This is a genomic window from Devosia neptuniae (genome assembly GCF_025452235.1).
Lineage (GTDB): Bacteria > Pseudomonadota > Alphaproteobacteria > Rhizobiales > Devosiaceae > Devosia.
Window position 1 is genome coordinate 3734172 of the sequence record NZ_CP104965.1, and the last position, 13384, is coordinate 3747555.

At 61.9% G+C, this 13384-nt stretch carries 12 protein-coding genes and 1 tRNA gene; 6 read left to right on the forward strand and 7 right to left on the reverse strand.

Translation table 11 applies throughout. The features are described 5' to 3' along the window. Positions 1 to 94: 94 nt before the first annotated feature. From N8A98_RS21105 to N8A98_RS21120, 4 genes are all read right to left on the reverse strand, one after another. Positions 95 to 1186 carry an ABC transporter ATP-binding protein gene (locus tag N8A98_RS21105; protein WP_262168271.1) on the reverse strand — a complete coding sequence of 364 codons (1092 nt, stop codon included), beginning with the start codon at positions 1184 to 1186 and terminating at the stop codon, positions 95 to 97. 4 nt (positions 1187 to 1190) lie between these two features. Then, positions 1191 to 2081, reverse strand: coding sequence for a carbohydrate ABC transporter permease (locus N8A98_RS21110; protein WP_113123934.1), 891 nt, complete (start codon positions 2079 to 2081; stop codon positions 1191 to 1193). Positions 2082 to 2093: 12 nt separating this feature from the next. After that, positions 2094 to 2921: a carbohydrate ABC transporter permease gene (locus N8A98_RS21115; RefSeq protein WP_262172098.1), complete on the reverse strand. Its 828-nt coding sequence runs from the start codon at positions 2919 to 2921 to the stop codon at positions 2094 to 2096. 187 nt (positions 2922 to 3108) lie between these two features. Continuing rightward, positions 3109 to 4353 carry an ABC transporter substrate-binding protein gene (locus N8A98_RS21120; RefSeq protein WP_113123932.1) on the reverse strand — a complete coding sequence of 415 codons (1245 nt, stop codon included), beginning with the start codon at positions 4351 to 4353 and terminating at the stop codon, positions 3109 to 3111. Between the two features lie 268 nt (positions 4354 to 4621). Between N8A98_RS21120 and N8A98_RS21125 the strand changes: the two genes are divergently transcribed. After that, on the forward strand, positions 4622 to 5614 hold the full coding sequence (locus tag N8A98_RS21125) for a LacI family DNA-binding transcriptional regulator (RefSeq protein ID WP_262168274.1): 993 nt from the start codon (positions 4622 to 4624) through the stop codon (positions 5612 to 5614). A 64-nt stretch (positions 5615 to 5678) separates the two neighbouring features. Next, positions 5679 to 5755 (forward strand) — tRNA-Arg (locus tag N8A98_RS21130). Positions 5756 to 5785: 30 nt separating this feature from the next. Here the strand turns inward: N8A98_RS21130 and N8A98_RS21135 are convergent. The 3 genes from N8A98_RS21135 to N8A98_RS21145 all read right to left on the reverse strand — a co-directional run bounded on the left by N8A98_RS21135 (position 5786) and on the right by N8A98_RS21145 (position 8559). Next, positions 5786 to 6826: an alanine racemase gene (locus N8A98_RS21135; RefSeq protein WP_262168276.1), complete on the reverse strand. Its 1041-nt coding sequence runs from the start codon at positions 6824 to 6826 to the stop codon at positions 5786 to 5788. A gap of 147 nt (positions 6827 to 6973) precedes the next feature. After that, positions 6974 to 7612, reverse strand: coding sequence for a helix-turn-helix domain-containing protein (locus N8A98_RS21140; protein WP_262168278.1), 639 nt, complete (start codon positions 7610 to 7612; stop codon positions 6974 to 6976). A 2-nt stretch (positions 7613 to 7614) separates the two neighbouring features. Beyond that, a complete protein-coding gene (locus N8A98_RS21145; RefSeq protein WP_262168279.1) occupies positions 7615 to 8559 on the reverse strand; it encodes an N-carbamoyl-D-amino-acid hydrolase in 945 nt (314 codons plus the stop codon). A 246-nt stretch (positions 8560 to 8805) separates the two neighbouring features. On the opposite strand from N8A98_RS21145, the gene N8A98_RS21150 reads away from it, so the two are divergent. The 4 genes from N8A98_RS21150 to N8A98_RS21165 are packed head-to-tail and all read left to right on the forward strand — an operon-like array spanning position 8806 to position 13382. Further along, a complete protein-coding gene (locus N8A98_RS21150) occupies positions 8806 to 9813 on the forward strand; it encodes a BMP family protein (protein WP_262168281.1) in 1008 nt (335 codons plus the stop codon). 1 nt (position 9814) lies between these two features. Next, complete coding sequence (locus tag N8A98_RS21155) at positions 9815 to 11353, forward strand: ABC transporter ATP-binding protein (RefSeq protein ID WP_262168283.1); 1539 nt, start codon at positions 9815 to 9817, stop codon at positions 11351 to 11353. Continuing rightward, on the forward strand, positions 11350 to 12435 hold the full coding sequence (locus tag N8A98_RS21160; protein WP_262168284.1) for an ABC transporter permease: 1086 nt from the start codon (positions 11350 to 11352) through the stop codon (positions 12433 to 12435). Before N8A98_RS21155 ends, N8A98_RS21160 begins: the two co-directional genes overlap by 4 nt. Beyond that, positions 12432 to 13382, forward strand: coding sequence for an ABC transporter permease (locus N8A98_RS21165; protein ID WP_262168286.1), 951 nt, complete (start codon positions 12432 to 12434; stop codon positions 13380 to 13382). The genes N8A98_RS21160 and N8A98_RS21165 overlap by 4 nt, the downstream gene beginning before the upstream one ends. Positions 13383 to 13384 lie beyond the last annotated feature (2 nt).

The window sequence follows — 13384 nt, forward strand, 5'->3', positions numbered from 1 at the left end:
CGCAAAGGCAGGCGATCCGCCCGAAAAGTAATGTGCCGGAGCGGCCAGCAGATGATGGGGCGCCGCGCAGTGCGCGACGCCTCGATAATGAGTGTCAGAGCCGGTTGGTCGAGGCCGTGTCGAACAGCGAACCGCGGGCCGGATCGAAGCCCACCAGCACCTTCTGGCCGACAGTGAGATGCACATCGCTATCGGCGCGGAAGGTCACGGCATGGTTGCCGATCTTGGTCCAGGCCAGCGTGTCCGAGCCCATGGGCTCGACGATTTCGATTTCGACCTCGGTGGAGAATGGCATAGCCTTGGCCGCATCGCCGAGCAGGATGTGTTCCGGCCGAACGCCGAGCACCGCCTTGGTCGAGCCGGTCGGCGCCTTGTCGAAGACATAGCGGCCCACCGGAACGACAATGCCATCATCGGTGGTGAAGGTCGGCTCGGCCCCGCCGGCCAGCGTGCCGTTGAGGAAGTTCATCGAAGGCGAGCCGATAAAGCCGGCCACGTAGAGATTAACGGGCTTGTTGTAGATCGTATGCGGATCGGACAGCTGCTGGATTTCGCCATTCTTCATGATGGCGATGCGATCGGCCAGGGTCAGGGCCTCGATCTGGTCGTGGGTGACGTAGATCATGGTGTTCTTGAGCCGCTGATGCAGCCGCTTGATCTCGACGCGCAGGTCGCTGCGCAGCTTGGCATCGAGGTTGGACAAGGGTTCGTCGAACAGGAACACGTCCACGTCGCGCACCAAGGCCCGGCCGATGGCCACACGCTGACGCTGGCCGCCCGAGAGGTTGGCGGGCTTGCGCTGCAGCAAGGGCTCGATCTGCAGGATTTCGGAGGCGCGCTTGACGCGGCTTTCGATCTCGTCGCGCTTCATGCCGGCAACGCGCAGGCCGAAGGAGAGGTTCTTTTCCACCGTCATCTGCGGATAGAGCGCATAGGACTGGAACACCATGCCGATGCCGCGATCCTTGGGCTCAGCCCAGGTGACGTTCTTGCCGCCGATGAAAATCTGGCCTTCGGAAACATCGAGCAGACCGGCAATGCAATTGAGCAGAGTGGACTTGCCGCAACCCGAGGGGCCAAGCAGCACGATGAACTCGCCCTGCTTGACGTCGAGATTGAGGCTTTTGAGGACCTGGACCGAGCCGAAATTGAGCGACAGGTCTTTGACGGAAACGCTGGATTGCATGTGCTTATCCCTTCACCGCGCCAGCGGCGATGCCGCGCACGAACCATTTTCCAGAAACGAAATAGACGATCAGCGGAACGGCGGCCGTGAGGATGGTGGCGGCCATGTTGACGTTGTATTCGCGTACGCCCTGGACGGAGTTGACGATATTGTTGAGCTGGACGGTCATCGGGTAATTCTGGGTGCCGGCGAAGACGACGCCGAACAGGAAGTCGTTCCAGATGCCGGTGACCTGCAGGATGATGGCGACCGCAAAGATCGGCAGCGACATGGGCACCATGATCTGGAAGAAAATCCGCCAGAACCCTGCCCCATCGACACGCGCCGCCTTGAACAATTCCTGCGGCAGCGACGCAAAATAGTTGCGGAACAGCAGGGTCAGGATCGGCATGCCGAAAATGGTGTGGATCAGGATGACGGCCCAAAGCGTGCCGAAAATCTTCATCTGCGCGGTGATCATCACCAGGGGATAGAGCATCACCTGATAGGGAATGAACGAGCCGAGCAGCAGCACGGTGAAGAAGAATTCGGAGCCCTTGAACCGCCAGTTGACCAGCGCATAGCCGCTGACCGCAGCGATGAACACCGAGACGATGGTGGAGGGCAGCGTGATCTTGACCGAGTTCCAGAACCCGGGCGCCAGACCATTGCAGGTGAGGCCCGTACAGGCGCTGGTCCAGGCTTTCACCCAGGGCTCGAAGGTGACTTCGAGCGGCGGGGCGAAGATGTTGCCCCAGCGGATTTCCGGCAGGCCCTTGAGCGAGGTGGTGATCATCACATAGAGCGGCAGCAGGTAATAGAGTGCTGCGACGATGATGATGCCGTAGATGATGATCCGCGTAGGGGTAAAGAACGAGCGCGGGCGGGGTCCGCTGGCTTCTGCGTTTGTGGTCATGACCGGTCCTTCCTACGTGTGCTTCTTGGGGCCGAATTCGACGATGACCCATGGAATGAGCAGGACGAAAACGGTCAGGAGCATCACGGTGGAGGCGGACAGCGCCTGACCGAGATTACCGGCGGAGAACATATAGTTGATGACGTATTTGGCGGGCACTTCCGAGGACAGGCCCGGACCGCCATTGGTGAGCGCCACCACCAGATCGTAGGTGCGGACAATACCGGAGCCGACGATCACCAGGGTGGTGACAATGACACCGCGCATCATGGGCAGCACGATCTGCAGATAGGTGCGCCAGGTGGGAATGCCATCGACGCGGGCGGCTTTCCAGATTTCGCCATCGACGCTACGCAGACCGGCGAGCATCAGCACCATGACAAAGCCCGTGCCATGCCAGAGGCCAGCGATGAGCAGTGCATAGAGCACCATGTCGGTATTGGTGATCCAGTCGAAGGTGAAATTGGTCCAGCCCAGGCCACGCATGGTGGATTGCAGGCCCAAAGTGGGGTTCATGATCCACTGCCACACCAGGCCGGTGACGATGCCGGACAGCGCGAATGGATAGAGGAAGATGGTGCGGAAACCGTCTTCAAAGCGGATGCGCTGATCCATGAGCACGGCGAGCACGAAGCCCACCACCATGGTGAAGACGAGCGAGAAAATGCCGTAGGTCAGCAGGTTCGTCGCCGAAATGCGCCAGCGGCGCGTGGCGAAGAGACGCTGATACTGATCGAAACCGACAAAGGCGCCATTGGGCAACGCACGGGAATCGGTAAAGGAGAACCAGATGGTCCATAGCGTGCAGCCGATGAACACGACGAGCACGATGGCAACCATCGGGCTGGCGGCGAGCTTGGCGCTGATATTGCGCACGAATAAATTATACAACAGACCAGGCGGACGGGTCCGCTCCAGTGCAGTCGCCCCGTGCAGGGACTGGGCTTCGGTCATGGGTCTTGCCTACTCCGGCTAAAAGCAATTTGCGAAAATGGGGCAGCCCGCGAAGGCTGCCCCGGCGTCGCGCTTAGTCAGCGGCGTCGATGATCTGGGCGTAAGCCTCGATATAGTCATCGATCGGGTAGGACTTGTCGGCGAAGAATTCCTGATTGAGATCGTCCAGCTGCTGCTGGGTGTCGCTCGAGTTCAGGGTTTCGCCACCGGGCAGCAGGCCGTCCGGTCCCTTGAGGATTTCGATGGCCTTCTTCATGCAATCATTGGCCGACGACATATCGATGTCGGTGCGGATCGGCATGGAGCCCTTCTTGAGGTTGAAGGCAACCTGGGCTTCCGGGGAAACCAGCAGCTTGGCCAGCGTGACCTGGGCGTCGAGAACGTCCTGCGCCGTGCCTTCAGGCAGCTTGGGGAAGTAGAACGCGTCGCCGCCGCCTTCGATGCGGTTGGACAGACCCAGGCCTGGCAGGCATTCGTAATCCGTACCGGGGACGGCGCCGGCCAGTGCGAATTCGCCCTGGATCCAGTCACCATGGATGTTGCCGGCAGCTTCGCCAGCAATCAGCTGGTTGGCCACGTCGGCAAACTGCGGGACGACTTCAGCGGGATCGACAACATCACGGACAGCGGCCCAGGCTTCGGCAACCTTGCGGAATTCGGGGCTGCGGACAGCCTCGGCGTCGTGATCCTGGTTGATCTTGAGATAGAGCTCGGGCCCACCAACGTCAGCCAGCAGCACGCCGGGAATGCCGTTCAGCGGCCAGCCGGCAGCCAGACCGAAGGGAATGATGCCCTTTTCACGCAAAGCGGGGAAGGAAGCGACATATTCGTTCCAATCCTTGGGCGTTGTCAGACCGGCATCCTTGTAGGCCTTGTCGCTCAGCCAGAGCCAGTGCCAGGAGTGGATATTGATCGGCACGCAATAGATCTTGCCGTCATAGGTGCAGGCGTCGAGCAGCTTGGGATCGGCAAAGAAATCGGCCCAGCCATCTTCCTGTGCAATCGGGGTCAGATCGGTCATCAGACCGGCCTTGATGAGTTCCTCGGCGTCGCGACCGGTGTTCATCTGGGTGGCGCCCATCGGATTGCCGCCCAGAATGCGGCTGATGATCACCGGGTTGGCGCCCGTGCCGGAACCGGCCAGCGCGCTATCGACCCACTTATTGCCGGTCGCGTCGAACAGACGGGCAAATTCGGCGACAGCGGCGGATTCACCACCCGATGTCCACCAATGGGTCACTTCGAGCTCAGCTGCCTGCGGCGCAGCCGAACACATCAAAGCAGCCGCCAAAGTGGCGGCCACGGCAAATTTCTTCATACTATAATCCTCCCAACGTCCTCATGAGGCTACTGCCTCCGCGAAGCCGCCGACCGCGGTGCATCTTCCTCAAGATGTCCGGACCGGCCGCATGTAATCGATTGCATCGCCACATCCTCAGACGGTGTGCAATCGATATAATAACCTTCGGCTACTTGTTGCGTCTCTGTCAAGATCGAATTAGACCAAAGTCTGAGGGAGCGAGGGAGAGGCGCCAACGGCGATGAACGAATTCAAGAAAACGCCGACAATTCAAGATGTTGCGCGTGTGGCTGAGGTTTCATCGGCAACGGTGAGCCGGGCATTGACGTCGCCGGAGCGGGTTTCGGAGGCAACGCGGGAGCGCATTACGGCGGCGGTTGTGGAGACGGGCTATACCGTGAACCAGATGGCGCGGTCGCTGCGGCTGCGGGCGGCTAAAACCATTCTCATCGCCATCCCCAATATCGGCAATCCGTTCTATTCGACGATTCTGGATGCCGTGGTGCAGGACGCGGCGGAGCGCGGCTATGGCGTGCTGGTGGCCAACAGGCTGGGCGGCGATCCGACGCTTGGCCTCAAGGATTATTTCTATTCCAACCGCGCGGACGGGCTGCTGCTGTTCGATGCCACGCTGAATCTGGAAGCCCTGCAGGATCTGCCGCTGGTGCGGGGCAATCGCCCGCTTGTGCTATCCTGCGACGACATTCCCGATGCACCGCTGGATCTGGTGATGACGGATAATCGCGATGCGGCTGACACCGCTACGCGGCACCTGATCGAGTTAGGCCACAAAAGAATCGGTACCGTGCGCAGCCGCACCACGCCCAATGTGGTCAGCGAGCGACATTCCGGCTTTGAGCGGGCGCTCAAGCGGGCCAATCTGCTGATCCGCCAGGACTGGATCTGGCAAGGCGACCACACCATTGGCGGCGGTATAGTTGCGGCCGAATCCTGGCTGGCGCTCAACGAGCGACCGACAGCCATGTTCTGCGGCAATGACGAAACAGCGATCGGCTTTATCTCCCGGCTGCGCCAGGCGGGAATCGATTGCCCGCGCGATGTGTCGGTGGTGGGCTTTGATGACATTGCCGTCGCCCAGCATCTCTCCCCTGCCCTCACCACGATGCGGCAGCCGCGCTACTATATGGGCAAGGTCGCAACGGCGCTGTTGCTGGACATTCTCGAGGGTCCAACAGCCGAGCGCACACCGACGCGGCGCATTCTGAAATCCGAACTCATCATCCGCGCCAGTACCGCCTCGCCGCGGGATTTCAACTAGCTTTGGGCAATGTCCGCAAAGCAGTTTTCCCCGGCGCAATGATAGGCTAAAGGGATGGCGCGTGGGTCCCGTAGCTCAGCTGGATAGAGCAGCAGCCTTCTAAGCTGTTGGTCGCAGGTTCGAGTCCTGCCGGGATCGCCAATATACTTCTTCTTCGTCATCATCACGGCATCAGGCGTCGACGGAAATCTGCATTGCTTTCCCGTCCACCAGTTCGGTGAGATGGGAGGCCAGATTGGCCACTGGGCAGGCGTGGTTGGGCAGGATTAGCAGTTTGGTGCCGATGTCCAGACGAACGCCGGCGCAGTCGAGGAAACCATGTTCCTCGGACAGTTTCTCCACACGAAGCGGTCCGCGGCCATCTGCCAGCCAGGCCTCGCCGAAGCCGGTGCCCGCGCCGGTGCCGTGTGGCCCGATATCGGAGCTCAGTGTCTTTGAACCGGCATCGATAATGGCATAGCGGTCATTGGCCGAGATCACGCTGGCGACGACTGCAAGCGCCAGGTCGCTTCTGCGGGCGATGCCGAGGCGTACGGCCGTGAGATCGAGGAAGATATAATTGCCCGGCCGTAGTTCCGTCAGCCCCTCGAACCCGGCATTGCACAAAGCTGTGGGTGTGCTGCCGACCGAAAGCTGGCTGGGGGCAAAGCCCGCTTTGGTGAGCCGGTCGTGCAGCGCGAGCAATAGTTCGCGTTCGGCGGCGGCGATCTCTGCAATTTTGGCGGCGCTGGCGGCACCGTAGGAGTGGCCGGCATGGGACAGCAAACCGACGAAGTCGATGCCTTCAGCGGCCAGCGACCTGGCGAGTGTCAGCGCTTCGTCATCGGCTGGATCTACGCCGCACCTTTTAAGGCCCACGTCGACTTCAATGAAGGCCTGTCCCTTGAGGCCGGTTTCCCGACTGGCTTGAGCGAGCGCCGCAACACCGTTCGGGCTGTCGATAACAAACCGCAAGCAGACCTCATGGCGCGATGCGAGCTTGAGCAAGTCAGTGGCGACCGCAGCATCGATGATCGGATAGGCAATGGTGACGACCGGAATGCCTGCCGCAATGAAGTGGCTGGCCTCCGTTGCGCGGGAAGCAGTGACGCCAGCGGCGCCGGCCGCGATCTGCCGGCGAGCGAGATCGATGCTCTTGTGCGTCTTGATGTGTGGGTGCAGTGCGATCTGGTCCACCGCCAGACCCTGCATGCGCTCGATATTGGTGCGCATGACCGCGCCGTTGAGCACCACGGCGGGGGTAGCAACCCGCTCAAAGCCGGCAAAACCTGGCAGGTCAGGTAGGTCACGAGACTGTCGATGCATCGAGCTAGCAGACCATCTTGAGCTGGCGAATAGCGGCCTGGGGCCTAGCATTAATCATTCTGAGACGCCCGGATTGGAAGGCAGGTCCGTTCCCGCAAAGCAGACCGACAGAATGCGTCCCGTTTCGGGCCCGACTGCGTGAAAACCATGGTCCATGGCGCCATCGAAATAGACCGAGTCTCCGCTCGCCAATACGACCGGAGCATAGGGGTTCATCTCGAAGACCACGGGGCCAGCCAGGACATAGACGAATTCTTCGCCACGATGGGCGCTGCGCACGCTGGGACTTTGTGGAGAGCGCGGCAGGACATCGATCAGCATGGGCTGCAGCGACTTGGCCGCAAGGTCGGTACCGAGCGCTTCGTACAGGCCCATATCGTTGGAAAAGCGCGTGCCCTCCCCTGCCCGCGTGATGGCACGGGCGGCACCCGAAAAACGGGGATGGACGCTGCCCCCCAGGAGATCGACGAAGTCGATTTCGAGCCCGGTCGCCAACCGCGTCAGAACGCTATAGGCGGGCTGGGTCTGGCCATTTTCGATCTTCGACAGGGTCGAAATGGCAACGCCCGTTTTTTTCGACACTTCCGACAGCGTCCAGCCATTGGCCTTTCGCAGATCCGAAAGGATGCGCGCAACGGCGGTTTCCTGGCTCGCCTCGGGGGCGGCGCGGCGATTGACGAGGGGATCGCTCATGCTCACGGCTCCTGCGGTGGCGCCACCGGGCCCTTGCGCTCGACAATCAGGCGATAATTGTCGGGCTCGCGGTGGCGTGCGAAGTCGAAAATGGTCCGCCGGTAAAGCGCCGCCATGTCGAGGTCGCAGCGGGCCGTGATGACTTCGTCGTCGGTCGTCGTCGCCATCGCGACGATCTGCCCCGATGGCGCGACGATCATGGACTGGCCGATCATGCGCGAACCCTCCTCATTGCCGGCCTTGGCCGTTGCCACGACCCAGGTCGAGTTCTGGTAAGCCCCGGCCTGCACCGAGAGCTGGTGATGAAAACCCGTCAAGCTGTCGGAATCGAAATTGCCGGTATGATCGTCCGGCGTGTTGTAGCCGAGGAGAATCATCTCCGCGCCCTGCAAGGCCATGACACGGTAGGTTTCGGCCCAGCGGCGATCGTTGCAGATGCACATGCCCATGACCGCGCCCATGCTGCGCCACACGGGAAAGCCCAGATTGCCGGGTTCGAAATAGTACTTTTCCAGATGCTGGCTGCTGCGTCCGGCCTGTGGCGCGTCATAGCCAGGCAGGTGCACCTTGCGGTATTTCCCCACTACGCGCCCGGCGCGGTCCACGAGGATGGACGTATTGAACCGCCGCGTGCGGCCCTCCTCCGCCGCCAATTCGGCATAGCCGAGATAGAAGCCGACCCCGAGCCTCCTGGCTTCCTCGAACAGCGGGAGCGTTTCGGGCCCCGGCATCTCGGTTTCGAAAAAGGCATCGATCTCGGCCGGATCCGTCAGATGCCAGCGCGGGAAGAACGTCGTCAGCGTCAGTTCGGGAAACACCACAAGTTCGGCGCCACGCGCATGCGCCTGTCGCAAGGCGGCCAACAGACGCAGCACCACGTCCTTCCGCGTTGCGGAGCGGGCGATCGGTCCCATCTGGGCTGCTGCAACGACAATGGCGCGATCCATGACTGCTCCAAACTGATTTTCCGTACAGAAAAATGCAAACTCCATACGGGCCTGCCGCGAGGAAGCATGCAAGAATTTACCGGCGCTGCATAGGATTTTCCGAAGAGAAAATTTCTGTGGACGGCCAGTAATCAAAACTTCATAGTCCCTGTCGCGTGGGAAGTCAGACGGTTGCGGCAGAGGGGCCGGAATACCGGCGAAAAGAACAGGCGGCGGGGCCGCTGCAAGGGATAAAGGTTCAAACTGATGAACGACAAACCGATGATGATTTCCAAGCGTAGGCGTCTCAAACTGCTGGCAGCGCTGGCTCTGAGCGTGGCGAGCGCGCCGCTTCTGGCAAGCGTCGCCTGGGCGGCCGACCCGTTGAAGGTCGCCATGATCTTGCCCGGGCCCATCAACGACAATGACTGGAATGCCGGCGGCTATGCAGGCCTGCAGGCGGCAGCCAAGAATCTGGGCATCGAAGTCGCCTACAGCGAAAACGTCGCCGATGCAGACGCCGAGCGCGTCATGCGCGACTACGCCTCGCGCGGCTATGGGTTGATCTTTGCCCACTCCTTCTCCTACGGCGACGCGACGCTGGCCGTTGCGGAAGATTTTCCGGACGTAGACTTCATGGCCGGCACCGCGCAGAACCTGGCGGACAATGTCGGTACCTATGACAATCCCGACTATCAGGGGGCCTATCTCACCGGCATGCTGTCGGCTGGCGCCAGCAAGTCCGGCATTATCGGCTGGGTGGGCGGCAATCCGGCCCCCAACATGCTGGCCAATTACCACGCCTGGACTGCCGGCGCGAAGGAAGTCAATCCGGACGTCACCGTGATGATCTCCTGGCTCGGTTCGTGGTTCGATCCGCCGAAGGCCAAGGAAGCGGCCATTGCCCAGGTCGAGCAAGGTGCGGACGTTTTGAGCGCCCAGTCGGTCGGCGTCATCGACGCTGCGGTGGAAAAGAAGGTGCTGGTCATCGGCGCAGTGTCCGACCAGAACCATCTCGGTCCCGAAGCTGTGTTGACCAGTGTCCTGTGGGACCTCGGCCCGCTCGTCACCGAGGCGGCCAAGTCGGTGATCGAAGACCGTTGGGAGAGCAAGACCTGGAGCTACGGCATCAAGGAAGGCTCGATCCGGCTTGCCGATTTCCATGGCCTGGACGCCAATATCAGCCCGGAAGTCCTCAAGGCTACCGAGGCCAAATTCGAGGCAATCAAGGCCGGCGATTTCGTCGTGCCGCATGACACCTCGATGGTCGAGTAACTTGGCCAACGCCGCCTCCCAGCATGAGACGCCGCTCCGTTTGAGCGGCGTCACCGTTCGCTTCGGCAATTTCACCGCCAATGACGCGGTGGACTTTGCCGTGGCGCGCGGCCAGATCCATGCCCTGCTCGGGGAGAATGGCGCCGGCAAGACCACGCTGATGCGGGTGGTTGCCGGTCTGCTGGTCCCCCAGGAGGGCAGTATTGCCATCGACGGGGTGCCGGTGACGTTCGCCTCCCCGCTCGATGCCGCCGCCAAGGGTGTTGGCATGGTGCACCAGCATTTCATGCTGGTCCCCACCCTCACCGTGGCGCAGAATGTCTCGATCGGCATCGACAGGGCCGGCCGTTTGTTCCCCGATCTCAAGAAGGTCGCTCGCGAGATCGAGGAGATCGGCGCACGCTATGGCCTCAAGGTTGATCCGCATGCGCGGGTCGGCGATCTCTCGGTCGCCAGCCAGCAGCGCGTCGAAATCGTCAAGGCGCTGTATCGCGGTGCCCGCATTCTTGTGCTCGACGAGCCCACGGCCGTGCTCGCGCCGCAGGAAGTCGAGGGATTCTTCCGCGTGCTGCGCATGCTGGCCGATGCCGGTACGGCCATTGTTTTTATCAGCCACAAGCTCAACGAAGTCATGGCCCTGAGCCACCAGGTCAGCGTGCTGCGCCACGGCAGGCTGATGGCCAGCATGCCGACGCGCGACACCAATCCCACCGAACTGGCCCGGCTGATGATCGGGGACGACCTGACCCTGCCCACAGTCGAGGGGGAGCAGACACCTGGTCGGCCGGTATTGGTGGCTGCCGGCGTGACGTTTCGCAATGAGCGCGGCGTCGAGCGCCTGCGCGATGTCTCGATGTCCGCCCATGCGGGAGAAATCGTGGGCATAGCCGGCGTTGACGGCAATGGGCAGCAGGAGCTCGCAGAGATTTTCGCGGGCCTTATCGCCCCCACCTCGGGAATTGTAAGCCTGCGCCGGGGGGAAAGCCTGATCGACGTTAGCCGCACCGGCCCCAGTTCTCGAATCGCGCTCGGCCTCTCCCACATTCCCGAAGATCGCCAGCGCACCGCCCTTGTCGACCTTTCCATCGCCGACAATGCCGTTCTCGAACAGGTCACCCACAGCCCCTTTTCCAACGGCGGCATTCTCGCCCATGGCGCCATTCGCTCGTTCAGCGAAGAACTGATTAGGGTCAATGACGTCCGTTGCACCGGGCCGGACCAGCGCATCCTGACGCTCTCTGGCGGCAACCAGCAAAAGGTGGTGCTCGGCCGGGCGCTCAGCCGCGAGCCGTCGGTGATCATTGCCGTGCAACCAACGCGTGGTCTAGATATCGGCGCCACGGCCTTCGTGCATGAGCAATTGCTGGCCCAGCGGGCACGCGGCGCCGCCATTGTGCTGGTCTCCACCGAACTGGATGAAATTCTAGCGCTATCGGACCGTGTCGTGGTGATGTTTGCCGGCAGCGTCGTGGGAGAAATCCTGCGCCGCGACGTCACGCTCGATCGTCTGGGCGCCATGATGACGGGACAGGCAGCATGAGCGCGACCAAAACCGAGGCCCTGGTGCCACCGCGTTCGCGTCTGCTGCCGAAAGGCAGTGGCGCATTGCTGTCCAGTCTTGTGGCCATCTTCCTCGCGCTGCTTATCGGCGCCATCCTGATTGTCGCCTGGGGCGCCAATCCGCTCACGGCCTATCTGGCGCTGCTCGATGGCGCTTTCGGTTCGTGGAACAGCCTCGCCGAAACGCTGCTGCGCGCTATTCCCCTGATTTTTACCGGCCTGGCCATCGCCATCGCTTTCCGTGGCGGCGCCTTCAACCTGGGGGCCGAGGGCCAGCTTTTCCTCGGCGCAACTGCTGCCGCCTTTGTCGGCCTTGCCTTGCCGGACATGCCGCCGCTGGTCGTTATCCCGGCCATGATCGTCACTGCCGCGGTGGTGGGCGCCCTCTGGTCGCTGCTGGCCGGCGCGTTGAAGATGCGCTTTGGCGCCAATGAGTTGATCACGACGATCATGCTCAACTATATCGCCATCCTGTTTGTTTCCTTCCTGCTGCGCGGCCCCTTGCAGGAGGCTGCGGGCTACCTGCCGCAGACCGAACGGCTTGCCAGCAATGCCCGGTTTCCCGCGCTGATCGAAGGAACGCGCCTGCATTTCGGATTTCTTCTGGCGCTGCTCGCCGTCGCGGGCTGTCATTTCGCGCTCTGGCACACGACCTGGGGGTTCAAGCTGCGCGTCGTCGGGCTCAATGCGCGGGCTGCGTTCAATGCCGGCTACAAGGTCACCGCGATCACCATCTCGGCATTTCTCGTCAGCGGCGCACTGGCGGGGCTGGCCGGCTATATGGAAGTGGTCGGCGTACAACGCCGCATGATCGAAAACCTCTCTCCGGGCTTCGGCTATACCGGCATCATCGTTGCATTGCTCGGACGCACCAATCCCATCGGCGTGCTTGCCGCGGCCATCCTCTTTGCGGCCTTGCAGGTCGGCGGCACCAGTATGCAGACCGCTTCGGGCGTGCCGAGCACATTGACCACCATCATACAGGGACTTGTCGTGCTGTTCGTCATCGGGCGCGGTGCTTTCGATTTCCTTGCCAAGCGCAAGCCGGTGGCCTCAACATGAGCTTTATCGACTATCTGACGGACCCGATCGCCGCCGGCTTCCTGCAGGCAACCACGCGCCTCGCCATTCCGATCATGCTTGCGGCGCTAGGCGGCATGTTTGCCGAGCGCGCCGGCGTGCTCAATATCGGGCTGGAAGGCATGATGCTGCTTGGTGCCTTTGTCGGCTTTTCTGCCGCCTTCGTCTCGGGCAGCCTCTGGTTCGGCGTTGCGGCCGGCATGGCATCGGGCGCCGTGCTCGGGCTGGTGATGGCGTTCTATACCGTGCGCCTGTCGAGCAATCAGGTCGTGGTTGGCATAGCCATCAACCTGCTGATGGTGGGCGTCACGAGCTATGGTTTTCGCGCGGCCTTCGGAACGGGAACCAACGCGCCGCGGATCCAACCCTTCCCGCCCATCGAGATACCCGGACTAGCGCAGATACCGGTGCTCAGCCCCCTGCTCTTCCAGCAAAGTATTTTAGTTTACCTGACGCTCGCACTCGTTGCCGTGGCGGCGATCGTGCTCTCGCGCATGTCGATCGGAACGGCGATCATAGCCGTCGGCGAGCACCCGGAGGCGGCCGAAACGCTGGGCATATCGGTCAGCCGGACGCGCACCTGGTGCCTCGTGGTTTCCGGGCTTTTTGCCGGGCTTGGCGGCGCCTTCCTGTCGCTGAGCGCCACCGGCTTGTTCCTTGACAATATGACCGCCGGCCGTGGCTATATTGCTCTGGCCATTCTGCTGCTCGGCCGCCGTCACCCCTGGGGCATCCTGCTGGCTGCCATGCTGTTCGGGGGCGCCGACGCTTTCCAGCTACGCGGTCAGAATGCGGGCACCGGCATTCCCTATCAGTTCCTCGTCATGCTGCCTTATCTGCTGACCATCGTGGTGCTGATCGGATTTGCTGGGAAAGTTCGCGATCCGGCCGCACTGGGGCAGCCGTTCCAACGCAACAAGGCCGAGTAAGC